The following is a 20,958-nucleotide window of genomic DNA, read 5'->3' on the forward strand; positions in this document are numbered from 1 at the left end:
GTCATGGCTCAAGTTACGGTATCCATCGACGGCAAGACCTATCGCATGGCCTGCGACGAGGGGCAGGAAGAGCACCTGATCGACCTGGCGGAGCGATTCGACCGCTACGTCCAGCATCTGAAGGATTCCTTCGGTGAAATCGGCGATCAGCGTATCACCGTGATGGCCGGCATCATGGTGATGGACGAATTGGCGGAGTTGCAGAAGCGGGTGCGCGGCATGGAAGGCGAGATCGCCACCTTGCGCAAGACGCGTGACGACGCGCTCTTGAAGGCCGACAAGAACGACGCCGCCTTGACCGGCGGCCTTGCCGAACTCGCCGAGCGCATCGAGGCAGTGGCCGCGCGGCTTTCCGCCAGCGAGCCGCCACGCCAAGGTTGACCGGCGGAATTTCGCCATCGGAGAAAATATGGCCAAGACGGTAAAGCTCGAGAACCCCGTTCAACTCGCGGTGGTTGGCGCGGCGCATGGGATCAAGGGCGAGGTGCGGGTGAAAAGCTTCGCGGAGGACCCGCTGGCGCTCGGCCAGTACGGCCCCCTTCACACCGAGAGCGGCAGGGCGCTCAAGGTGAAGGATGTGCGTCCCGCCAAGAATGTCGTCATCGTCCGCTTCGAGGGTGTGAGCGACCGCAGCGCTGCGGAGGCGCTGACGGGGCAGGCGCTTTATGTCGACCGCTTGGCTCTGCCGGACCAGCTGGAAGAGGAGGAGTTCTACCACGCCGACCTGATCGGCCTGCCGGCCTTCGACGAGACCGGCGAAAAAGTGGGCAAGGTGCTCGCCATTCATAATTTCGGTGCGGGCGACATGCTGGAAATCCGGCCAGATTCGGCCCCCAGCGTAATGGTGCCGTTCACACGGGAAGCCGTGCCCGAGATCGATATGGAGGAAGGGATCGTAAGGCTCGACAGCCTGGCGGCGGGGCTCGGGGAGGACTCCGAGGAGGCGTCCGGCGAGTCTCCAGATCCTTCCGCACGCCCACGCGGCCCGAAATCGGCCGGGGGCAATCGGTGAGTTTCCGTGCGACCGTTCTGACGCTTTATCCGGAGATGTTCCCGGGGCCGCTCGACGTTTCGCTTGCCGGGCGCGCGCGCGAGGACGGCACATGGTCACTCGAAACCGTGCAAATACGCGATTTCGCCACCGACAAGCATCGCAGCGTCGACGATACGCCGGCCGGCGGCGGCGCCGGCATGGTGATGCGCGCCGACATTCTGGCGCGCGCGCTGGATCGTTCAGTGCCACCCGGCGACCCGCGCCCGCGCCTCATCATGAGCCCGCGCGGCAGGCAACTCACGCAGGAGCGTGTGCGCGAACTCGCGGCCGGTCCCGGCGCCGTGATCCTGTGCGGGCGTTTCGAGGGCGTCGACCAGCGGCTGATCGATGCGCGCGGACTGGAGGAGGTCTCCATCGGGGACTATATCCTGTCGGGCGGCGAGCCGGCGGCAATCGTGCTGCTGGATGCCGTGGTGCGGCTTTTGCCGGGCGTGATGGGCAATGTCGTCTCTGGCGACGAGGAAAGCTTCGAAAGCGGCCTTCTGGAGCACCCCCATTACACACGGCCGAAGGAGTTCGAGGGCAGGGAGATCCCCGAGGTGCTGACTTCGGGCAACCACGCCAAGATCGCCGCGTGGCGGCATGAACAGGCCGAAAGGCTGACGGCGGAGCGCCGGCCGGATTTATGGCAGGCCTATCGCGCGCGAGGCGGGGAAAAGCCGTGAGCGCGCTCCTGCGCTTGGAAGGCGCGGCATTGGCGCTTGTCGCGCTCGGCTACTATCGCGCTCGGCTACTATCTTGCCGGGCTGCGGGTACCGCGCGCTTGGCTACGGCTTGAAGAGAGCCAGCGGTTTCAAGGACACGCATCTGGGCCGTATCGGCGGTTAGCAAGGCAGAGGAACGAGCAATGAACTACGACCTGGAACATGCAGCGGGCGCCTGCCATTGCGGGGCGGTGAAGTTCCGGGTGAAGCTCAGCGCCGGGCTGCATAGCGCGCGCCGTTGCACATGCTCATACTGCCGTATGCGCGGTGCGGTCGCCGTTTCGGCGAATCTGGACGATCTCACGGTCGTGGAGGGCCAGGACGTCCTTTCGCTGTATCAATTCAATACGAATACCGCGAGGCACTATTTCTGCTCCAGATGCGGCATCTATACGCATCACCAGAGACGGTCGAACCCGAATGAATATGGCGTCAACGTCGCCTGTCTCGAAGGCATCAGCCCATTCGATTTCGAGGAAGTGCTCGTGACGGACGGTATCAGGCACGCTTCCGATGGCGGGCGCGAGGCGGGATCTGAGGTCGTCGGGACCCTGAAGTTCGTCCCGATGCGTCCTCGATAGTTGATTTCCCCCGACGCCTGTTGTATGTGCGCGCATCCGCTGCCATGGAAGGTCCATGGCCGTGCATTAATCAATGAACGTGAATTCGCTCCTGTCCTTCCATCGAAGGGCACTCATCAGGCGGTCAAGGAACTGCCGGCGAGACGAGCGCTCTGACGCTTCGCGAAGAACAAAGGACATGAACGATGGACCTCATCCGTCAGCTCGAGGCCGAGCAGGTCGAAAAGATTACCGCGCAGCGCACCCTTCCAGATTTTTCGCCGGGCGACACCGTGCGTGTCCTGGTGCGCGTCACCGAGGGAACGCGCACCCGCGTGCAGGCCTATGAAGGCGTTTGCATCGCGCGTTCTGGCTCCGGCTTCCAGGAAAATTTCACCGTCCGCAAGATCTCCTATGGCGAGGGTGTGGAGCGCGTGTTCCCGGTGTTCTCGCCGCTGGTCGAGGGCGTTGAAGTCGTGCGCCGCGGCAAGGTTCGCCGCGCCAAGCTCTATTATCTGCGCGACCGTCGCGGCAAGTCCGCCCGCATCACCGAAAACACCAATGCCCGCGCCCGCAAGCTGAACGATGAGGCGCGCCAGGTGGTGGTCGAAGAAAAGGCCCGTCTCGAGGCTGAAAAGGTGGCTGCGGCCCAGGCCCTGGCCGCGGAAAAGGCGGCGGCCGAGGCTGCCGAGGCGCAGGCCGATACCGAGGCCAAGGGCGAATAGGCCCCAGGCTCTCCAACAGATCGAAAAGAGCGCCGCACGGCGCTCTTTTTCGTTAAAGGCCCAAGCTCGTTGGGGGTCGGGCGCGATATGCTACTCAATTGCCCCCCGCGCGAAACGCTGGTATTAGCGCCTGTATGGAAAAGCTGATTGGACATCCGGCCTATGAGAAAGTCGTGCTGCAGGACGTGAAACGCCTGCCCGGCCGCTTTTTCGCGCGGATTTCCGGCGCGCTACTGTGCCGTCTATAGCCTGAGCGGATCAGCCAGACCGGCCCTCGGACCGAGGCCGGCCAGCCATTTCCAACGAGTTCCGCTAGGGAAGAAGAAGATGACCAAGCCCCGCACGCTCTACGACAAGGTTTTCGACGATCATCTGGTCGACAGCCAGGACGACGGTACCTGCCTGCTCTATATCGACCGCCATCTGGTGCATGAAGTGACCAGCCCGCAGGCCTTCGAGGGACTGCGCATGGCAAGCCGCACTGTGCGTCACCCGGAAAAGACGCTCGCCGTCGTCGACCACAACGTGCCGACCTCGCCCGACCGCAAGTTCGGCATCAAGAACGAAGAAAGCCGCATCCAGGTCGAGGCGCTCGCCAAGAACGCGGCCGAGTTCAATATCGAATATTACAACGAGGCAGATACCCGCCAGGGCATCGTCCACATTGTCGGGCCGGAGCAGGGCTTCACCCTGCCGGGAATGACGATCGTGTGCGGCGACAGCCACACCTCGACCCACGGCGCGTTCGGCGCGCTCGCCCATGGCATCGGCACCTCCGAGGTTGAGCATGTGCTGGCCACCCAGACGCTGATCCAGCGGCGCGCCAAGAACATGTTGATCCAGGTGGATGGGGTGCTGCCCCGCGGCGTCACCGCCAAGGACATCATCCTCGCCATCATCGGCGAGATCGGCACGGCGGGCGGCACCGGCCATGTGATGGAATATGCCGGCGAGGCGATCCGGGCGCTGTCCATGGAAGGCCGCATGACGGTCTGCAACATGTCAATCGAGGGCGGCGCGCGCGCCGGCATGATCGCGCCGGACGAGACAACCTATGCCTACATCAAGGACCGCCCCCGGGCGCCCAAGGGCGAGGCCTGGGACAAGGCGCGGGCCTATTGGGAAGACCTCCTCACAGACGACGGCGCGCATTTCGACCGCGTGGTAAAGCTCGATGCCGCCAACCTGCCGCCGATCGTCACCTGGGGCTCTTCGCCAGAGGACGTGGTCTCGATCACCGGCGTCGTGCCGAACCCGGACGATATTCCCGACGAGAACAAGCGCCAGTCCAAGAAGCGGGCGCTGCAATATATGGGCCTTGAGCCCGGAACGAAGATCACCGATATCGCACTGGATCGCGTCTTCATCGGCTCCTGCACCAATGGCCGCATCGAGGATCTGCGCGAGGCCGCCAAGGTCGCCGAGGGCAAAAAGGTCAAGGAAGGCATCGACGCGATGATCGTGCCGGGCTCGGGCCTGGTGAAGGCGCAGGCCGAGGCCGAGGGCCTCGACAAGATCTTCAAGGCAGCCGGTTTCGACTGGCGCGAGCCGGGCTGCTCCATGTGCCTGGCGATGAACGACGATCGCCTGAAACCCGGCGAGCGCTGCGCATCGACCTCGAACCGCAATTTCGAGGGCCGCCAGGGCTTCAAGGGCCGCACGCACCTCGTCTCGCCGGCCATGGCGGCGGCGGCGGCGATCGCCGGCCATTTCGTCGACATCCGCGAATGGCCGCGAGGCTGAGCGCCGGGCACGTCATCTGCCAGCGCCGCAGCGCGCGATGCTGCCTCGGGCGGTGCCATCCAGCACCCGGCCCAGCTCGATCTGGTCGGTGAGCGGCACGTAACGGCTTGTGGCTGCAGTGCGCAGATAGGCGTGCGCTGTGGCCGTATGCCCGATCGGTCCCGTGCGGCAGGCGCCGGAGATGGTGATGCTTAGGGATCCTTTTCCCGCCGGCGCTGTTTGCTGTTGCGCAAGGCGCGCCTTCTGCTGCACCTGTTGAAAACGAGCGTGATCCTCCTTGGCGATCGCGGCGATCTGCACATGCTGGTTCGGCGCCACCGCGAGGCCCGGCAATTCCCCGGCAGCATGACCGTTGAGAGCCAGGACAAAGGTCTCGTCGAAGGACAATCCGGGCTCGCGCGAATCCAGTGAAACGCGCATGACGATGTCGCCACGCCGCAGATGGAGCGCCCGATCCAGGACGATGGCCGCCGATACCGCTGCCGGATCGGCAGCAAATGGATCGAACCGGCTCAGTTCGAGCGGGCTTTGGGGACCGGGCGCCATGCAGGCGCCTGCCGGCAGGCTCAGTGCCAGGATAAGAACTGCGCAGGCGGCGCGGCGGGCGGAGTACGTGCGAAACATGGCGAAACCTCTTGCATGAATCTATTGGAAACGGTAATTATTTATCGCAATACGATAATTATTCAATACGGAGGATGATCCATTGTCTGAATCGGTGCGCTTGCGGCGTCTCAGCCGTATGATGCAGTTTGCCGTGCTTGCCTTCGCCTGCTTCATCGGCTTCGGAGCTCTGTGGTTCCTGACGAGCTGGATCGGCGATGCGAGGGAGTTCGAGACGGCCATCCGTCAGGCTTATTCCCTGCAGGGGCCGTTGGCGCTCACCCCGCCGGCGGTAGCCTTGACGGCCGTGCTCGCCTCCCTGCAGTTCGGCCTTGTCTTCCTGGCGCTTTACTGCGTCTGGCAAATGTTCGGCGCGTTCGGTGGAGAGGAGCCGCTGTCGGTAGAAGCGGCTACCTGGATGCATCGTGCCAGCATCGCGTTCGTTCTGACGGTGGCGGGAAGCATCGTCCTGCAGACCGTGATCGTGCTCGCGTTGACGCTGGGCAATCCGGCCGGGCAGAAGGTTCTTTCCGTCAGCTTCGGCAGCTCCCAGGGCATGGCTCTACTGATCGCCGCCATCATGTACATGACCGGCCGGGTTCTGGCTGTGGCTGCCGAGGTTCGGGCCGAACAGCGGGACTTCGTGTAAACGATGCCGATCGTGGTCAATCTCGACGTCATGCTGGCGCGGCGCAAGATGCGTTCGAAGGATCTCGCCGAGCAGATCGGCATCACCGAGCAGAATGTGTCGCTCCTGAAATCGGGAAAGGTGCGGGGCGTGCGGTTTGAAACGCTTGAGAAAATCTGCCGCGCCCTTGAATGTCAGCCCGGAGATATCCTGGAGTACAGAGATGAGTAGCCGGTAGAAGCTCTCAGCGCCGGACGATCTCGTGGAACTCGTCGCGCTGGCCGGGCACGTCTTCGCTGACGACCAGGGCCAGTTCCCGCTCGTCGAACAGGCGGAACCACTCGTCCCACTCGATAAGCTGCAGCCCGCCGATCTGGTCGGCGCCCTCGTCGGTATCCAGGTAGGCGTGCTGGCCGAATGTGATCCGCAGCACCGGCTCTTCGCCGGTCATGCCGGGCGCCGGGTCGCTGAGGGCGGGTTTGCCGGCGCGGGCTGCCGCCCAGTTGCGGATATCGTCGTGGTCGGTCAGCGTTTTCGTTTCGGCCATCGGGCAGCTCCATCGGTTGCCGAACCCAACGTTGCGGCCTCGGTGCTGGTTCCGATCAGTTCAGCGCGAGCTTTTGCGGCTCGGTGGCAAGGCCGTAGGCCAGCATCTCCTCGCGGCTGAGATAGTAGAGCGCGCGCGGGGGGGTGACGAGGGCATGCAGCCAAAGGGCCGGATCGACGCCCATCTCGTCCAGATGCCGCGAAATGCGGGCCGTCGTCGTCTGTGCGTCGGCCATCGCCTGTTCGGGCGCTATCTGAGTGCCGGCGGCGGCGTAGAACTGGTGCACGCCGATTGCGGCTTCCTCGCCGATATGGCGCGTTACGCCGCCGGCCAGCATGAGCGGGCAGGACGAGGCGCAGACGGCGCCGTCGTCCACGCGGGTCGCCAGTTCGCGCTCGCGTATCGTGCGGGCCATGGCGATGGCGTCGTCCAGCGAGCCGCCGGGCGAGTTCAGGCTGACGGTGGTCACATATTCGCCGCGTGCTTCAAGTTCCTCGCCCAGCCGCCGCGCCGCGCCAGGCTCGATGCTGCCCGTCACCTGCAGCACGCCGCCCGGCTGCAGCGAGAAGGCGAGCGGCTGGCGCAGCAGGTCCTCGTCGGTAGTGATGTTTTTGCGGGGGTCTACGCCCGCGCTTTCCTGGCTGTCGGTTTCGACGACAGGCGGCAACACGGTCACCGTGCGCTGCAGGGCAGACTGCTCGGGCCACAGCCCGCCATTGCGGTCGACCAGCTCGCGCAGATCCATGCCGAGCACGGTTGCCGAGCCGATCAACACGCCGACAAAGGCCCAGCGTACCAGCGTGCCGTCGTCGAAGCGTTCGAGATAGCGTATGAGGGCGCTCCTGCGGGGCCGGGTATCGAAGGTGCTGTGGGTCATGGCTCTTGCCGCTTGCGTTCAGTGAGGGAAAGGGCGGTGACGTTTTCGGGGCGCGATTGCGCAGATTCGGCGTCGGCGGGCGCATCCGGAGGCTCGCCGCTCTCGCGCGCCATCATGGCTTGGCGCATTTCGAGCGCGCGCATCATGTCCGCGGCGGACATGCGTTCGGCTTCGCTCATGTCTTCCTCGCCGCGGCGGATGGCCGCGAAGACCACCGCGAGCATGGCGACAAGAACTCCCGGCAGGAGATCGATGGAGATCGCCCCGGCCCAGCTCGGCAGGAAGCTGCCGGCATAGAGCAGAACCGCTTCGGCGGAAGAAAGCGGCACATAGCGTCGCTCGGCCACCTTCGGCTGCGCCATGATCTCCTCGGCGGCCCCGCTCAGCGCGGCCGATTGCGCGGCGACGGACTCGCGCACGGTGGCCATCACGGCATCCTGCCGCCCGGCCAGATCGGCGTTGCCGCCATCGGCCACCGGGGCGATGAAGCCGGCGGAAAGATCAGCCGCCGCGCGCGCCACGGAGGGCGCGATGGAGGTCTGCTCCAGCGCGGCGATCACACCGGCAAGCGAGACGGCCTCTTCGGCGAAGCGGTCGGAGCGCGGCTCGACGGAGCCCGCGCCGGAAACCAGTGCGCGCATGGCGGCCAGCCGTTCCTGACCTTGGCTGAAGAGGTTGGTGACGGTTTCGCGCGAGCGCTGGATCGTGCCTTCCAGCTCATTCATCTGCGCCGACATCTGGGTGAGCAGTTGCACCACGCTGCCCGAGCCGGAGGTGCCGGTCAGCGCGCCGGAACTGCGTTCGTTTTCGGCGAGCCGCGAAAAGCGCACGGAGGCGCGCTGGATGTCGGGCAGGAGCGACAGCGCCCCCAGCGCGTTGGAATGGGCCTGGTCGAGGTCGGCGGTGTAGTCCTCCAGCGTCTCGGCCAGATGCTGCTCGACGGCGGCGGACCCTGCAAGGGCGGCCGCATTCAGCCATGATGACATGGCGACGATCATCAGCGAGCCCACCGCCATGACCGCGAACAGCGCCATGCGCGAGGCGCCGTCGCGCATTTCGGGCAGGAAACGGATGAGATAGGTCCAGAAGCCGTAGATGCCCACCGAAACGGCGGCGGAATAGATCACCGCCGCCAGGAAGACGAGCGTCGCCGTGCCGTCGAGCAGGCTGCGCACGCCCAGATATGTGTAGACGCCGCTGGCCAGCGCCAGCGTCGCCAGCACGAAGCGGGTCATGGTCTGCAGGCTGTCTATGTGAGAGCGCAGCTGGCGCGCGGCGCGGGCATGGCTCATTCGGGGCACCTCGTTCCGGTTTCGCCCGGCGGCGTCTTCGTCTTCCGCATGATCCTCGGTATCAGCGGCATGTCACCACGGGCACGGGCACGACATTTTCGGGCAGGCCGTACATGTAGCTGCGGCCGTGCAGCAGCGCGCCGTAGCGGCAGTCGGACCGCTTCGGGCGGAGATAGAGGGTGCCTTCATCCTCCAGATGCACGACCCTGGTCTCGCGCGGCACGCCATAGACGACCCTGGGCTTGCCGGGGGCACCGGGCGCGATTTCCTCCGCCAGGTAACCCTTGCCGACCACGATGCTCTTGAAACCGGCCTGGTGGTGGATGACGAGATTGCCGTATTCGTCCTCATAGACGTGCTCGCCGGCCGTATTGCCCGCGAATGCGGGGGCTGCGACCACGATCGCCAATGCCATTGCGGCGAGCGCGCATGCCATGTGAAACGGGTGACGTGAAAACATGTGCCCTGGCTCCTTCATTGCCTCTTCCGCATTTGTGCGGATGCCAGGTGATTCCACCTGACTGCAAAATGCTGCCGTGCCGCGGCCTCCGTAGCCCGAATTTAACGCTTTCTTAACCTTTGTCATCCGCTTGACGGAAGTAAGGCGGGGCAATTGACAGGCGTGGTTAATTTCGCCGATTGATGTCCGCCTGATGAAGGAACAGCGGCCGGGATCGCGGAAATGAGCGAAAACCACAATACCGAGATAGCCTTGCTGCGGCTGAAGGACGCCCATGAGCTGGCGCCGCTCCTGGCGGCCTACACGCAATCGCTGAAGCGTGGCGCGCCGCGCAGGCCCGACGAATTCTACGCCGAAACCCTGCTGCAGGACCGGGTGGCCGAAGTCCTGGGAGCACGGGTCGATGGAACGCTGCTGGGTTTTGCCATCTTCTACGACCTGCCGGACCCTCTTACCGGCCTCCGCTATGGGCTGGCCGAGCATCTCTACGTGCACCATCTTCACCGCGGCAAGGGCATCGCCAAGGCGCTCGTCGATCTCATGGCCGACCAGGCGGAGGAGCGCGGCTGGTGCCGGCTGACGCTCAACGCCCCGCGCCAGCCGCCCGAGGGCCGGCGCCTTTACGAGCAGATCGCGGTCCCCGCCGACTGGTCTTCCCACGTGATTCGCTTCGATGCAGGCTGACATTGCCGGCTCTGCCGGAAAGGGCGCCGCTTCACTCGCAAGTAAGCGCTCGTGGACCGCCCGACAAATGCCTGCATGGATTCGTTTGTTCACCGCAGGTTCTGGCTGGAAAACCGTGGGACACTTTTCCGAAACCTGCCTGATTTTCGGGCTGGTGGCGCTGGCCAGCGGCTGCGCCGTGCCGCAGGGCGAGGCGGCGCCATCGGAGGCGTCGCCATTTGCTTCGCCTACCCGTTTCGTTTGCGACGCGGACCGGGAAATGACGATCCTGGGGGCCGGCGAAAGCCTGCAAATCGTGAGCCCGCGAGGGGTGGAAGTCGTGCTGCCTCCATCGCCACCCGGTCAGCAGAGCCGGTTCCAAGAGCCGCCTTATTCGCTGGTCGTGGATGATGCCGAGGCTCTGTGGATGGTCAATGGCAAGTCGCCCATCGCCTGCAAGCGGTGATTGATGCCGTTCAATCGGTTCAAGCTGAAAAGGTCGTTCATGCGGCTTTGACGCACTGCAAAAAGAGCATTAGAAAGCCACTGCCGGATGCTGGCGGCGGGCCCGTATACGCGGCCTGTCCTTCCGGCGATGAAACGGGGAAGCCATGAGCAAGTCACCAGCCACCCACGCGAGACCCATCTCGCCCCACCTGCAAGTTTACCGCCTTATCCCGACCATGCTGATGTCGATCGTGCACCGGATCACGGGCGCGGCGCTTTATTTCGGCACGGTCCTGCTGGTGATCTGGATTGGCGCTGCGGCGGCCGGTCCCGAAGCGTTCGACGCGGTCAGCCGGCTGTTCGGCTCCTTCCTCGGGCGTCTCGTCCTGTTCGGCTATACCTGGGCGCTGCTGCATCACATGCTGGGCGGCATAAGGCACCTCATTTGGGATACCGGCCGCGGGCTCGGCAAGGAAACCGCGACGAGGATGGCATGGGCGACGCTCGCCGGCTCGATAAGCCTGACGCTTCTGGTCTGGATCGCCGGCTATGCATTCGGCGGAGGAGCCTGACATGAGCGATATGCGCACACCCTTGAATCGCGTTCGCGGGCTCGGATCGGCCAAGGAGGGAACCGAGCATTTCTGGCGCCAGCGCCTGACTGCCATCTCCAACCTGCCGCTGGTCATCTTCTTCATCGGTTTCGTGGTGCTCTACAACGGCGCCTCCTATGAGGAGGTGCGCGGCGCGCTGGCCAATCCCTTCGTGGCGCTGGTCATCGCGCTGACGCTGATTTCCATCCTCTACCACATGCGGATCGGCATGCAGGTCATCATCGAGGATTACGTTCACGGAGAAGGCGCGAAGATCGCGCTCTTGGTGCTCAACACATTCTTTCCGATCATTCTCGGCGTGAGCGCGCTCTACGCCCTTATCAAGATCGCGCTTGGAGGCTGATTGCGGAAATGGCACAGGCAACACAGAAGAAGGCGGCCAACGCCTATACCTATGTCGATCATAAATTCGATGTCGTGGTCGTCGGCGCGGGCGGCGCCGGGCTTCGCGCCACGCTCGGCATGGCCGAGCAGGGGCTGAAGACGGCCTGCATCACCAAGGTTTTCCCGACGCGCTCGCACACGGTGGCGGCCCAGGGCGGCATCGCCGCCTCGCTGCAGAACATGGGACCCGATCACTGGCAGTGGCACCTTTACGACACGGTGAAGGGATCCGACTGGCTCGGCGACGTCGATGCCATGGAATATCTGGCGCGCGAGGCGCCGGCCGCCGTCTATGAGCTCGAGCATTATGGCGTGCCCTTCTCGCGCACCGAGGAAGGCAAGATCTACCAGCGTCCCTTCGGCGGCCATATGCAGAATTTCGGCGACGGCCCGCCCGTGCAGCGCACCTGTGCGGCGGCAGACCGCACCGGCCATGCCATCCTGCACACGCTTTACGGCCAGTCGGTGAAGCATCACGCCCAGTTCTTCGTCGAGTATTTCGCCCTCGACCTGATCATGACCGACGGGGTGTGCACAGGCGTGGTCGCCTGGAACCTCGAGGACGGCACGATCCACCGTTTCGCGGCGAAGATGGTGGTGCTGGCCACCGGCGGCTACGGCCGGGCCTATTTCTCCTGCACCTCCGCCCACACCTGCACGGGCGACGGCAACGGCATGATCGCGCGGGCCGGCCTGCCGCTTCAGGACATGGAATTCGTGCAGTTCCATCCGACCGGCATCTACGGCGCCGGCTGCCTCATCACCGAGGGCGTGCGCGGCGAGGGCGGCTATCTGGTCAACTCGGAAGGCGAGCGCTTCATGGAGCGCTATGCGCCCTCGGCCAAGGATCTTGCCTCGCGCGACGTGGTCTCGCGCTGCATGACCGTCGAAATCCGCGAGGGGCGCGGCGTCGGCAAGAACAAGGACCATATCTACCTGCATCTCGACCATCTCGACCCCGCCGTGATCCACGAGCGGCTGCCGGGCATCGCCGAATCGGCGCGCATCTTCGCCGGCGTCGACGTGACGCGCGAGCCGATCCCGGTGCTGCCGACGGTGCACTACAATATGGGCGGCATTCCCACCAATTACTGGGGCGAGGTGCTGAACCCGACCAGGGATAATCCGGACGCCGTGGCGCCCGGCCTGATGGCGGTGGGGGAGGCAGCCTGCGCCTCCGTGCACGGGGCCAACCGCCTCGGCTCGAACTCGCTGATCGACCTCGTGGTGTTCGGCCGCGCCGCCGCCATCCGCGCCGGGCAGACGGTCGACCGCGAGGCCTCTATCCCGGCCATCGATGAAGGTGCGTGCGAGAAGATCATGGACCGCTTCGACCGGCTGCGCCACGCCAACGGCTCCAAGCCCACCGCGGCGATCCGCGAGACCATGCAGCGCGCCATGCAGGAAGACGCAGCGGTCTTCCGCACGCAGGAAACCCTGGAGCAGGGCTGCAGGCGCATTTCGGCGGTCTGGGACGAGCTGCCGGACGTCAAGGTCTCTGACCGTTCGATGATCTGGAACTCCGACCTGATGGAAACGCTGGAGCTGGAGAACCTGATGGCCAACGCCATCACCACGGTCTACGCCGCCGAGGCGCGCAAGGAGAGCCGCGGCGCGCATGCGCGCGAGGATTTCTCCGAGCGCGACGACAAGAACTGGCGCCATCACACGCTGTCCTGGGTGGACGAGGCGGGCAAGGTCACGCTGGACTACCGGCCGGTGCACACGGAGCCCCTGCTCAAGGAAGAGAATGGCGGCATAGAACTGGCCAAGATCGCGCCCAAGGCGCGGGTCTATTGAGGCGAGGACATCATGGTTGAAATCACCCTTCCCAAGAACTCGAAGGTCCATCAGGGCAAGGTCTGGCCGAAGCCCGAGGGCGCGACCAATCTTCGCGAGTACAAGGTCTATCGCTGGTCGCCGGACGATGGCGATAATCCGCGCGTCGACACTTATTACGTCGACATGGACGATTGCGGCCCGATGGTGCTCGATGGGCTCATCTGGATCAAGAACAAGATCGACCCGACGCTGACCTTCCGCCGCTCTTGCCGCGAAGGCATTTGCGGGTCATGCGCGATGAATATCGACGGCACCAATACGCTGGCCTGCACCAAGGGCGCGGACGAGATCAGCGCGGCGGTGAAGATTTACCCGCTGCCGCATATGCCGGTGGTCAAGGACCTGGTGCCCGACCTTTCCATTCCCTATGCGCAGCTTTCCTCCATTGAGCCGTGGCTGCAGACAGTGACGCCGGAGCCGGCCAAGGAGTGGCAGCAAAGCCACGAGGACCGGGCCAAGCTCGACGGCCTTTACGAATGCATCCTGTGCTTCTGCTGCCAGACTTCGTGTCCCAGCTATTGGTGGAACGGCGAGCGTTATCTGGGGCCGGCGGTGTTGCTGCAGGCCTATCGCTGGCTGATCGACAGCCGCGACGAGAAGACCGGCGAAAGGCTCGACAATCTGGAAGATCCGTTCCGGCTCTATCGCTGCCACACGATCATGAACTGCACCCAGGCCTGCCCCAAGGGCCTTAACCCCGCCAAGGCGATCGCCAATATCAAGAAGATGATGGTGGAGCGGCGGGTGTGAGCCGACCCGCTCACGCCCAATCCGCTCACGCAAGCGTGTAGCGGATTGATTTGATCCGGCTGGCGGGTGCGATAGGTCTTTCCTGGAAAACAGGAGCGATCCCATGAAACGTCACATCATCGCAGCGCTGGCGCTTGCCGTCGCCGCATTCGGAACGGGCACCACGGGCGCGGCGGCCGCGACCCGGACCGCCCTCTTCGCCGGTGGCTGTTTCTGGTGCGTGGAAGCCGATTTCGACAAGGTGACCGGTGTGATCTCGACCGTGTCGGGTTATGCGGGAGGGCGCACGGCCAATCCCACCTACCGCAACTATGCTTCCGGCGGTCATCGTGAGGTGGTGAAGATCGACTATGACGACAGTCGCGTGAGCTACGAGCGGCTTCTGGAGATATTCTTCCGTTCCGTCGATCCCACCGATGCCGGCGGGCAATTCTGCGACCGGGGCAAAAGCTATTCGACCGCTGTCTATGCGCTGGACGCTGCGCAGAAAAAAGCGGCGGAGGCGGCGAAACAGGAGGCGGCCAAGGAGCTCGGACAGCCCGTCGTCACGCCCATCCTGCCCGCGGCCAAATTCTGGGCCGCCGAGGACTACCACCAGAACTACTACCGCAGCAACGACCGCATCCTGACCCGCTTCGGCTATATCACCAAGGCCAAGGCCTATAAAGGCTATCGCGAAGGCTGCGGCCGCGATGCGCGGATCAGGCAGTTGTGGGGCGAGGCGGCTTTCACGGGCATCTACAAGTAGGGTGCTGGGATTCCATCTTCGCCTCCGAGCTCGTTTGCCGATGCGGCTTGGGGGAGCGTGCGGCGCCCCAGCTTCGTCATCCCGGAAGCCGGAGGGCTATCCGGGACCCTATTGGAAAATCATAGAGCCCGACCGACCCCTCGTTCCGGCGCAATCCAGCGCCAGCCGCACCTTCTACGGGGACCGACCGCAGGGGGAACCGGGTAGCTTGGCCCGCCAAACGCATCAAGAGCTTCCTCAGAGTTGACGAGTTGGAGGCATCAGCCCTGCCGTGCCGCGGCGATCCGTTCATGGACGATCTCCGCCGCCACGTCGTTGGTCGGGCGATTCTGCGCCTCTGCACGCTGGAAGATGTCGGTGAGCGTGGTGGGGATCTTCTCCACCTTCTTCATGGCGGCCGCGCGATCGTAGCCGCCGGGAGCGAGTTCGGCGCCGACATTGATCAGGCCGCCGGCATTGATCACGTAGTCGGGCGCATAAAGGATGCCGCGCTCGAGGAGCAGCCGGGCATCCTCGTGATGGGCAAGCTGGTTGTTGGCCGAGCCCGCAACGATCTCGACATCGAGCGCGGGGATCGTTTCGCCGGATATGACGCCGCCCAGCGCGCAGGGCGCGAGTATATCGGCCTTGGCCGAGAGGATTTCGTCAGGGCCGACCGCGGTGGCGCCAAACACGGCCTTGGCCTTGTCCATTACCGCAGCGTTGATATCCGTCACGGTGAGCAGCGCGCCCTCGTGGTGAAGCTCCTCGCACAGCGCCCAGCCGACCGAGCCCAGGCCCTGCACGGCGACACGCACGCCGGCGAGCGTATTCGTGCCCCGGCGATGGGCCAGCGCTGCCTTGAGGCCGAGAAAGCAGCCATGGGCGGTGACCGGTGAGGGATTGCCGCTGCCGCCTTTGGTGGTGCCTGTGACGTTGGGCGTGCGCTCGCGCAGGAAATCCGCGTCGGCAACGGTCAGCCCCACATCCTCGCCCGTGTAGAACTGGCCTTCGAGCGCGGCCAGCATCTCGGCATAGGCTTCCAGCAGGGCGGGGGTCTTCTGCGTTTTCGAATCGGCGATGATGACGGCCTTGCCGCCGCCGAACGGCATGTGGGCGATAGCTGATTTATAAGTCATGCCGCGCGACAGGCGCAACGCGTCGGTCAGCGCGGCCTCGAACGTTTCGTGAGGCCAGACGCGGGTGCCGCCGAGCGCCGGCCCCAGCACCGTGTTGTGAATGGACACGATGGCCTGCAGGCCACGTTCGTCGTCGCGGCCGAGCCAAACCCGCTCATGGTCGTCATAGGCCTGCCGCCGGGCGGCATCGGGCGTTATGTCGGTGATCTCCAATGTCGATCCGGCGGTCTGCTTCTTCAGCGTCCCCGGTTCTCGAACATGCAGCATGGCATTCCTCCCGGAATTTTCCTGCGAACTGGCGGGGGTACCATCCCTTTCCAGATCGTTCCATCTGCATATGAATGTAGGGCGCGGAGCGGATTTTTGGTTGCGAAGTAGGGCTGCCCCGCGACTTTCCGTTACGTTCGCGGGGCAGAAAGCGTCATAAATGGACTTGGACCCGAAAGTTCAGGCGTAACGGGCGTCGAGTTTAATGTCGATGGCCGCCAGCGCCTTGGAGACGGGACATGTCTCCTTGGCCTTGGCGGCGATCTTCTTGAATTCTTCCTCTTCGAGCCCGGGCACCTTGCCGATCATGGTGAGCGTGCTGGAGCGGATTTCGAAGCCGCCGCCTTCGGCAGGCTCAAGATCGATCTCGGCCTTGGAATAGAGCGATTCGGCGGGCGTGCCGCTCTCCGCCAACATATGCGCAAGCTGCATGGCGATGCAGCCGGCATGCGCGGCGGCGATCAGCTCTTCGGGGTTAGTGCCGGCCTTGCCGGTCTCGTCCTCGAAACGAGCCTTGAAGGTCAGGGGCAGGTCGCCGATGGCCTGGCTTTGGGTGTCGACCCGGCCGGACCCTTGCGTGAGAGAACCTTTCCAGATGGCGTTCGCGTGGCGCTTCATTTCGTGCTCCGGTTATGTGGTTGGTGGTTTCGGCTCGGCCGCGGCACGGGAGCCGCGGCCCGTGTAGCACTGCTTTTGGTCAGATCGCCTCGCCCTGCAGGAGGCGCGGGGCGGAACGGTCCATGCCGGCGGCCTGGCGCACGAAGAAGCTCTTCATGCCAGGCATGCGGTCGACCAGCCCCAGGCCAATGTCGCGCACGGCGCGCAGCGGCCCGAGATCGTTGGAGAAAAGCCGGTTCAGCACATCGGTGGTTACGCCCATCTGGACCGTGTCGAAGCGGCGCCAACGCTCGTAGCGCTGGAGAACGTCGATCGCACCGATATCCTCGCCCAGCCGATCGGCCTCGACCAGCACCTGTGCCAGTGCTGCGGCGTCCTTGAATCCGAGATTGAGACCCTGACCGGCGATGGGGTGAATGCCGTGGGCGGCATCACCGGCGAGCGCGAACCGCGGCTTGACGAAATCGCGGGCCAGCGTGAGGCCGAGCGGCCAGGCGCGCCGTGGCCCCTCGACGTGGATCTCGCCGAGCTTCAGGCCGAACCGCAGCTCCAGCTCCTGTTCAAAGATGAAATCGTCTTCGGCCACCAGCCTTTCGGCGTCGCCGGTGCGCTCCGTCCAGACGATCGACGAGCGGTTGCCCATCAGCGGCAGCGTGGCGAAGGGGCCGGCGGGGAGGAAATGTTCTTCCGCGCGTCCGTTATGGGGGCGCTCATGGGCAACGGTGCAGACGATGCCGGACTGGCCGTAATCCCAATGTAACGTCTTGATACCGGCCATATCGCGCAGGCGCGAGCGCACGCCGTCGGCGGCGACGAGAAGACGCGTGCGCGCCTGCATGCCGTCGCTCAGGCGCACGGAAACGGTGGCGCCCTCGACTTCGAAGCCATCGACGCCGACGCCCTGCACGATGTCGACGCCGAGCTCTTCCGCGCGGCGGCGCAGGGCCGTGTTGAGGTCGCGGTTCATCACCATATGGGCGAACGGCTCGCCGGGCGCGGCCTCGCCGCCAAAGGTCAGGAAGACCGGGCGCACGGGATCGGAGGTGCGCGAATCGGTGATGATCATGTCGGTTATCGGCTGGGCATTGCCGGCGATTTCCTCCCAGCAGCCGAGCTGAGCGAGCATGCGCGAGGCAGCCGCCGCGATTGCCGAGGCGCGGCCATCCTTCTCCCACACGCCTTCCGGCGCGGCGTCGACGATCATGACGCGCATGCCCGGCCGCGCTTCGGCGATGGAGACGGCCAGCGCCAGGCCCACATAGCCGGCGCCCGCAATCAGGACATCGAACCGATCCGCCGATTGCGCTTCCGTATCGGTGCCGGACTTCCTTCTTGTTCTGGCGTTTGGCGTTCGTTCGCTCATGGGTTCGCCTTTCGCGCATTGAAGCCGCCTTGACTTCGGGGCCGGCCTTCGATTTCACACTGCATGACATTCACGCTGCCAGAGGGGACGATCTATGTCGACAGCCATGCAGGAGCTACTCGACATACTTAATCTCGAGCCGCTGGAACACAACCTGTTTCGCGGTCGCAGCCCGCAGGTTGGCTGGCAGCGCGTTTTCGGCGGGCAGGTGATCGGCCAGGCGCTCGTCGCCGCCCAGCGCACCGTCGGCGCCGACCGCCATGTGCATTCGCTGCATTGCTACTTCATGCGGCCCGGTGATCCGCAAGTGCCCATCATCTACAACGTGGACCGCATTCGTGACGGCGGCAGCTTCACCACGCGCCGGGTGGTGGCGATCCAGCACGGCCATGCCATCTTTTCCCTTTCGGCCTCTTTCCAGATCGACGAGGAAGGGCTGGAGCACCAACTGCCGATGCCGATGGATGTTCCGCCGCCTGAAAAGCTCCGGTCGCAGCGCGAATTCCTGGCCGCTTTTGGCGACAGCGTGCCGGAGAATATCCGCCGCTACTGGGAGCGCGAGAGGCCTCTCGAAATCCGGCCGGTCAATGTCGAGCACTACACGACGCGCAACAAGCTGCCGCCCTTCCAGAATGTCTGGCTGCGCACCACCGGCCCGGTGCCGCAGGACCGCGCCCTGCAGGCGGCGGTTCTCGCCTATCTGTCGGATATGACGCTGCTCGATACCTCTACATTCGCCCATGGGCGCTCGGTATTCGATCCGCAGTTGCAGATGGCCAGTCTCGACCACGCGATGTGGTTCCACCGGCCTGACCCGCTCGGTGACTGGCTGCTCTATACGCAGGACAGCCCTTCCGCCCAGGGTGCGCGCGGTTTCTCGCGTGGATCCCTTTATTCGCGCGCCGGTGTGCTTGTCGCCTCGGTGGCCCAGGAAGGGCTCGTACGGCTGCGCAAATAATGTGCACAATTTAAAATTTGCACAATTATTGTTCATTAACAGAATTGAAATGATTGTGATCGCGAACGACGCGCCGCAGATTCCATAGAAAATTCAGTCATCTACGCTGCGTCTCGTGCAGTTGGCACGGGTCTTGAATCACCTTTGGCATTGCTGGCTGCCCCGGGGGGCGTCGGCGGCACTGCAACGCGGCTTGTCCGCAACAGTAAGGGTGAACCTGATGAAATTCGTGATGGCAATCATAAAGCCGTTCAAGCTGGAGGCGGTGCGCGAAGCGCTGACCGAGCTCGGCATTCAGGGCCTGACCGTCACCGAGGTCAAAGGCTTCGGCCGGCAGAAGGGACATACGGAAATCTATCGCGGCGCCGAATACGCCGTGAGCTTTCTGCCCAAGGTCAAGGTTGAAGTCGCCGTCGATTCGGACATGGCCGACAAGGTTGTCGAAGCGATCGCCACCGCGGCCAAGACGGGCCAGATCGGCGACGGCAAAATCTTCGTCCACAGCATCGACAAGGCCGTGCGTATCCGCACCGGCGAGACCGACACCGACGCGCTTTGATGGGCATCCGGTTTTTCAGGGAGAGTAATATGAAATTTCCTAGCCTTTTCACCTCGGGCCGCGCGTCGCTCGGCGCCATCGCCCTCATGGGCTTCGCCGCCCTGCCGGCCTATGCCCAGGATGCGGCAGAGCCTGCGGCCGAGGCCGCCGCCGGCGACCCCGCCTTCATCTTCAACACGCTACTGTTCCTCATGGGCGGCTTCCTGGTCATGTGGATGGCCGCAGGCTTTGCCATGCTGGAAGCCGGCATGGTGCGCTCCAAGAACGTCTCCATGCAGCTCTTGAAGAACATCGCGCTCTATTCCATCGCCGGCCTCATGTACTGGGCGGTCGGCTACTCGCTGATGTATGTCAATGTGAACGGCTATTTCGGTACGTTCTGGCCCTATAGCTGGCCGGCCGCCGGCACGGCCAACGAGGGCGACTATGCCGTCGCCTCCGACTGGTTCTTCCAGATGGTGTTCGTGGCGACCGCCGCCTCGATCGTTTCGGGAACGCTGGCCGAGCGCATCAAGCTGTGGCCTTTCCTCGTCTTCGTCGTCGTGCTCACCGGCTTCATCTACCCGATTGCCGGTTCCTGGCAGTGGGGCGGCGGCTGGCTGTCCGAAATGGGCTTCTCCGATTTCGCCGGTTCGACGCTGGTGCATTCGGTCGGCGGCTGGGCGGCCCTTGCCGGCGCACTCCTGCTCGGCGCGCGTACCGATAAATACGGGCCGAAGGGCCAGGTACAGCCTATCCCCGGCTCCAACATGGCACTCGCCACGCTCGGCACCTTCATCCTGTGGCTTGGCTGGTTTGGCTTCAACGGCGCCTCGCAGCTCGCCATGGGCACCAATTCGGACGTTTCCGATGTGAGCCGCATCTTCGCCAACACAAACCTGGCTGCTGCCGGCGGCGTGATCGCGGCGCTGATCCTCACGCAGATCGTCTACAAGAAGGTCGACATCACCTTCGTGCTCAACGGTGCCTTGGCTGGTCTCGTCTCGATCACGGCCGAGCCGCTGATGCCGAGCCCGTTCATGGCCATCGTCATCGGCGCGATTGGCGGCGTCATCGTTGTGTTCACCGTTCCGCTGCTCGACAAGCTCAAGATCGACGATGTCGTCGGCGCCATCCCGGTCCACCTGATCGCCGGCATATGGGGCACCATCGCCGTTCCGCTGACCAATCCGGACACAAGCTTCGGCGTCCAGTTCATCGGCATCGTCGCCTATGGCGTGTTCACCTTCGTCGTCTCGCTGGTCGTGTGGATGATCATCAAGGCCGTGATTGGCCTGCGGGTCAGCGCCGAGGAAGAACTCAGCGGCCTCGATGTCGCTGAAGTCGGCGTCGAAGCCTATCCGGAGTTCATCGCCTCGCGCGTGCGCTAGGCGCTGAAAGGGTGAACGCGGGGCCACAAGGCCCTGACTTGGAAAATCCCGTCGCAGCAACTTG

General features: G+C 64.4%; 26 protein-coding genes. 18 read left to right on the forward strand and 8 right to left on the reverse strand.

Going from position 1 to position 20,958, the window contains the following annotated elements:
• Positions 1–3 precede the first annotated feature (3 nt).
• The 6 genes from N1058_RS04565 to leuC all read left to right on the forward strand — a co-directional run bounded on the left by N1058_RS04565 (position 4) and on the right by leuC (position 4,786).
• Positions 4–381 (forward strand): cell division protein ZapA, encoded by a 378-nt coding sequence (locus tag N1058_RS04565; protein ID WP_265516297.1) that lies wholly within the window; start codon positions 4–6, stop codon positions 379–381.
• A 28-nt stretch (positions 382–409) separates the two neighbouring features.
• Entirely contained in the window at positions 410–1,012 is a 603-nt protein-coding gene (rimM, locus tag N1058_RS04570; RefSeq protein ID WP_265516298.1) for a ribosome maturation factor RimM, read from the forward strand.
• Complete coding sequence (trmD, locus tag N1058_RS04575) at positions 1,009–1,719, forward strand: tRNA (guanosine(37)-N1)-methyltransferase TrmD (RefSeq protein ID WP_265516299.1); 711 nt, start codon at positions 1,009–1,011, stop codon at positions 1,717–1,719. The genes rimM and trmD overlap by 4 nt, the downstream gene beginning before the upstream one ends.
• 182 nt (positions 1,720–1,901) lie before the next feature.
• Positions 1,902–2,339: a GFA family protein gene (locus N1058_RS04580; RefSeq protein WP_265516300.1), complete on the forward strand. Its 438-nt coding sequence runs from the start codon at positions 1,902–1,904 to the stop codon at positions 2,337–2,339.
• 185 nt (positions 2,340–2,524) lie between these two features.
• The gene (rplS, locus tag N1058_RS04585) at positions 2,525–3,043 is read left to right on the forward strand and encodes a 50S ribosomal protein L19 (protein WP_265516301.1); all 519 of its coding nucleotides are present in this window, start codon (positions 2,525–2,527) and stop codon (positions 3,041–3,043) included.
• Between the two features lie 327 nt (positions 3,044–3,370).
• The gene (gene leuC, locus N1058_RS04590) at positions 3,371–4,786 is read left to right on the forward strand and encodes a 3-isopropylmalate dehydratase large subunit (RefSeq protein WP_265516302.1); all 1,416 of its coding nucleotides are present in this window, start codon (positions 3,371–3,373) and stop codon (positions 4,784–4,786) included.
• A 12-nt stretch (positions 4,787–4,798) separates the two neighbouring features.
• On the opposite strand, the gene N1058_RS04595 is transcribed toward leuC, so the two are convergent.
• A complete protein-coding gene (locus N1058_RS04595; protein ID WP_265516303.1) occupies positions 4,799–5,410 on the reverse strand; it encodes a hypothetical protein in 612 nt (203 codons plus the stop codon).
• Between the two features lie 82 nt (positions 5,411–5,492).
• Between N1058_RS04595 and N1058_RS04600 the strand changes: the two genes are divergently transcribed.
• The gene (locus N1058_RS04600) at positions 5,493–6,038 is read left to right on the forward strand and encodes a DUF2975 domain-containing protein (RefSeq protein ID WP_265516304.1); all 546 of its coding nucleotides are present in this window, start codon (positions 5,493–5,495) and stop codon (positions 6,036–6,038) included.
• Positions 6,039–6,041: 3 nt separating this feature from the next.
• The gene (locus N1058_RS04605; protein ID WP_265516305.1) at positions 6,042–6,248 is read left to right on the forward strand and encodes a helix-turn-helix domain-containing protein; all 207 of its coding nucleotides are present in this window, start codon (positions 6,042–6,044) and stop codon (positions 6,246–6,248) included.
• Positions 6,249–6,261: 13 nt separating this feature from the next.
• On the opposite strand, the gene N1058_RS04610 is transcribed toward N1058_RS04605, so the two are convergent.
• From N1058_RS04610 to N1058_RS04625, 4 genes are all read right to left on the reverse strand, one after another.
• The gene (locus N1058_RS04610; RefSeq protein ID WP_265516306.1) at positions 6,262–6,564 is read right to left on the reverse strand and encodes a hypothetical protein; all 303 of its coding nucleotides are present in this window, start codon (positions 6,562–6,564) and stop codon (positions 6,262–6,264) included.
• A 55-nt stretch (positions 6,565–6,619) separates the two neighbouring features.
• The gene (locus N1058_RS04615) at positions 6,620–7,441 is read right to left on the reverse strand and encodes a COG3904 family protein (RefSeq protein ID WP_265516307.1); all 822 of its coding nucleotides are present in this window, start codon (positions 7,439–7,441) and stop codon (positions 6,620–6,622) included.
• Positions 7,438–8,733 (reverse strand): hypothetical protein, encoded by a 1,296-nt coding sequence (locus tag N1058_RS04620; RefSeq protein ID WP_265516308.1) that lies wholly within the window; start codon positions 8,731–8,733, stop codon positions 7,438–7,440. Before N1058_RS04620 ends, N1058_RS04615 begins: the two co-directional genes overlap by 4 nt.
• A 61-nt stretch (positions 8,734–8,794) precedes the next feature.
• Positions 8,795–9,193 (reverse strand): hypothetical protein, encoded by a 399-nt coding sequence (locus tag N1058_RS04625; protein WP_265516309.1) that lies wholly within the window; start codon positions 9,191–9,193, stop codon positions 8,795–8,797.
• Between the two features lie 222 nt (positions 9,194–9,415).
• On the opposite strand from N1058_RS04625, the gene N1058_RS04630 reads away from it, so the two are divergent.
• The 7 genes from N1058_RS04630 (at position 9,416) to msrA (ending at position 14,641) form a co-directional block, all read left to right on the forward strand.
• Complete coding sequence (locus tag N1058_RS04630; RefSeq protein WP_265516310.1) at positions 9,416–9,877, forward strand: GNAT family N-acetyltransferase; 462 nt, start codon at positions 9,416–9,418, stop codon at positions 9,875–9,877.
• A gap of 115 nt (positions 9,878–9,992) precedes the next feature.
• Positions 9,993–10,322: a hypothetical protein gene (locus N1058_RS04635; RefSeq protein WP_265516311.1), complete on the forward strand. Its 330-nt coding sequence runs from the start codon at positions 9,993–9,995 to the stop codon at positions 10,320–10,322.
• 145 nt (positions 10,323–10,467) lie between these two features.
• Positions 10,468–10,875: a succinate dehydrogenase, cytochrome b556 subunit gene (gene sdhC / locus N1058_RS04640; protein WP_265516312.1), complete on the forward strand. Its 408-nt coding sequence runs from the start codon at positions 10,468–10,470 to the stop codon at positions 10,873–10,875.
• A gap of 1 nt (position 10,876) precedes the next feature.
• Positions 10,877–11,260, forward strand: coding sequence for a succinate dehydrogenase, hydrophobic membrane anchor protein (sdhD, locus tag N1058_RS04645; RefSeq protein ID WP_265516313.1), 384 nt, complete (start codon positions 10,877–10,879; stop codon positions 11,258–11,260).
• A gap of 8 nt (positions 11,261–11,268) precedes the next feature.
• Positions 11,269–13,101, forward strand: coding sequence for a succinate dehydrogenase flavoprotein subunit (gene sdhA, locus N1058_RS04650; RefSeq protein ID WP_265516314.1), 1,833 nt, complete (start codon positions 11,269–11,271; stop codon positions 13,099–13,101).
• Between the two features lie 12 nt (positions 13,102–13,113).
• Positions 13,114–13,893 carry a succinate dehydrogenase iron-sulfur subunit gene (locus tag N1058_RS04655; protein WP_265516315.1) on the forward strand — a complete coding sequence of 260 codons (780 nt, stop codon included), beginning with the start codon at positions 13,114–13,116 and terminating at the stop codon, positions 13,891–13,893.
• Between the two features lie 103 nt (positions 13,894–13,996).
• The gene (gene msrA / locus N1058_RS04660) at positions 13,997–14,641 is read left to right on the forward strand and encodes a peptide-methionine (S)-S-oxide reductase MsrA (RefSeq protein ID WP_265516316.1); all 645 of its coding nucleotides are present in this window, start codon (positions 13,997–13,999) and stop codon (positions 14,639–14,641) included.
• A 260-nt stretch (positions 14,642–14,901) separates the two neighbouring features.
• Here the strand turns inward: msrA and N1058_RS04665 are convergent, their stop codons facing one another.
• The 3 genes from N1058_RS04665 to N1058_RS04675 form a co-directional block, all read right to left on the reverse strand.
• Positions 14,902–16,026, reverse strand: coding sequence for a Leu/Phe/Val dehydrogenase (locus N1058_RS04665; protein WP_265516317.1), 1,125 nt, complete (start codon positions 16,024–16,026; stop codon positions 14,902–14,904).
• Between the two features lie 180 nt (positions 16,027–16,206).
• Complete coding sequence (locus N1058_RS04670) at positions 16,207–16,644, reverse strand: OsmC family protein (protein WP_265516318.1); 438 nt, start codon at positions 16,642–16,644, stop codon at positions 16,207–16,209.
• 79 nt (positions 16,645–16,723) lie between these two features.
• Positions 16,724–18,007 (reverse strand): ubiquinone biosynthesis hydroxylase, encoded by a 1,284-nt coding sequence (locus N1058_RS04675; protein WP_265516319.1) that lies wholly within the window; start codon positions 18,005–18,007, stop codon positions 16,724–16,726.
• A 94-nt stretch (positions 18,008–18,101) separates the two neighbouring features.
• Between N1058_RS04675 and tesB the strand changes: the two genes are divergently transcribed.
• From tesB to N1058_RS04690, 3 genes are all read left to right on the forward strand, one after another.
• Positions 18,102–18,965, forward strand: a complete 864-nt coding sequence (tesB, locus tag N1058_RS04680; RefSeq protein WP_265516320.1) for an acyl-CoA thioesterase II — start codon at positions 18,102–18,104, stop codon at positions 18,963–18,965.
• A gap of 220 nt (positions 18,966–19,185) precedes the next feature.
• Positions 19,186–19,524 carry a P-II family nitrogen regulator gene (locus N1058_RS04685; RefSeq protein ID WP_265516321.1) on the forward strand — a complete coding sequence of 113 codons (339 nt, stop codon included), beginning with the start codon at positions 19,186–19,188 and terminating at the stop codon, positions 19,522–19,524.
• Between the two features lie 29 nt (positions 19,525–19,553).
• A complete protein-coding gene (locus N1058_RS04690) occupies positions 19,554–20,894 on the forward strand; it encodes an ammonium transporter (RefSeq protein WP_265516322.1) in 1,341 nt (446 codons plus the stop codon).
• Positions 20,895–20,958: the final 64 nt, after the last annotated feature.

It is taken from the genome of Nitratireductor luteus, assembly GCF_026162365.1.
Taxonomy (GTDB): Bacteria; Pseudomonadota; Alphaproteobacteria; order Rhizobiales; family Rhizobiaceae; genus Chelativorans; species Chelativorans luteus.

Excerpts from the sequence above, each read along its gene's own strand:
- N1058_RS04565 (WP_265516297.1), top strand. The coding sequence starts at position 4 with ATGGCTCAAGTTACGGTATCCATCGACGGCAAGACCTATCGCATGGCC.
- rimM (WP_265516298.1), top strand. The coding sequence starts at position 410 with ATGGCCAAGACGGTAAAGCTCGAGAACCCCGTTCAACTCGCGGTGGTT.
- N1058_RS04580 (WP_265516300.1), top strand. The coding sequence starts at position 1,902 with ATGAACTACGACCTGGAACATGCAGCGGGCGCCTGCCATTGCGGGGCG.
- rplS (WP_265516301.1), top strand. The coding sequence starts at position 2,525 with ATGGACCTCATCCGTCAGCTCGAGGCCGAGCAGGTCGAAAAGATTACC.
- leuC (WP_265516302.1), top strand. The coding sequence starts at position 3,371 with ATGACCAAGCCCCGCACGCTCTACGACAAGGTTTTCGACGATCATCTG.
- N1058_RS04595 (WP_265516303.1), bottom strand. The coding sequence starts at position 5,410 with ATGTTTCGCACGTACTCCGCCCGCCGCGCCGCCTGCGCAGTTCTTATC.
- N1058_RS04605 (WP_265516305.1), top strand. The coding sequence starts at position 6,042 with ATGCCGATCGTGGTCAATCTCGACGTCATGCTGGCGCGGCGCAAGATG.
- N1058_RS04610 (WP_265516306.1), bottom strand. The coding sequence starts at position 6,564 with ATGGCCGAAACGAAAACGCTGACCGACCACGACGATATCCGCAACTGG.
- N1058_RS04615 (WP_265516307.1), bottom strand. The coding sequence starts at position 7,441 with ATGACCCACAGCACCTTCGATACCCGGCCCCGCAGGAGCGCCCTCATA.
- N1058_RS04620 (WP_265516308.1), bottom strand. The coding sequence starts at position 8,733 with ATGAGCCATGCCCGCGCCGCGCGCCAGCTGCGCTCTCACATAGACAGC.
- N1058_RS04625 (WP_265516309.1), bottom strand. The coding sequence starts at position 9,193 with ATGTTTTCACGTCACCCGTTTCACATGGCATGCGCGCTCGCCGCAATG.
- N1058_RS04630 (WP_265516310.1), top strand. The coding sequence starts at position 9,416 with ATGAGCGAAAACCACAATACCGAGATAGCCTTGCTGCGGCTGAAGGAC.
- sdhC (WP_265516312.1), top strand. The coding sequence starts at position 10,468 with ATGAGCAAGTCACCAGCCACCCACGCGAGACCCATCTCGCCCCACCTG.
- sdhD (WP_265516313.1), top strand. The coding sequence starts at position 10,877 with ATGAGCGATATGCGCACACCCTTGAATCGCGTTCGCGGGCTCGGATCG.
- sdhA (WP_265516314.1), top strand. The coding sequence starts at position 11,269 with ATGGCACAGGCAACACAGAAGAAGGCGGCCAACGCCTATACCTATGTC.
- N1058_RS04655 (WP_265516315.1), top strand. The coding sequence starts at position 13,114 with ATGGTTGAAATCACCCTTCCCAAGAACTCGAAGGTCCATCAGGGCAAG.
- msrA (WP_265516316.1), top strand. The coding sequence starts at position 13,997 with ATGAAACGTCACATCATCGCAGCGCTGGCGCTTGCCGTCGCCGCATTC.
- N1058_RS04665 (WP_265516317.1), bottom strand. The coding sequence starts at position 16,026 with ATGCTGCATGTTCGAGAACCGGGGACGCTGAAGAAGCAGACCGCCGGA.
- N1058_RS04670 (WP_265516318.1), bottom strand. The coding sequence starts at position 16,644 with ATGAAGCGCCACGCGAACGCCATCTGGAAAGGTTCTCTCACGCAAGGG.
- N1058_RS04675 (WP_265516319.1), bottom strand. The coding sequence starts at position 18,007 with ATGAGCGAACGAACGCCAAACGCCAGAACAAGAAGGAAGTCCGGCACC.
- tesB (WP_265516320.1), top strand. The coding sequence starts at position 18,102 with ATGTCGACAGCCATGCAGGAGCTACTCGACATACTTAATCTCGAGCCG.
- N1058_RS04685 (WP_265516321.1), top strand. The coding sequence starts at position 19,186 with ATGAAATTCGTGATGGCAATCATAAAGCCGTTCAAGCTGGAGGCGGTG.
- N1058_RS04690 (WP_265516322.1), top strand. The coding sequence starts at position 19,554 with ATGAAATTTCCTAGCCTTTTCACCTCGGGCCGCGCGTCGCTCGGCGCC.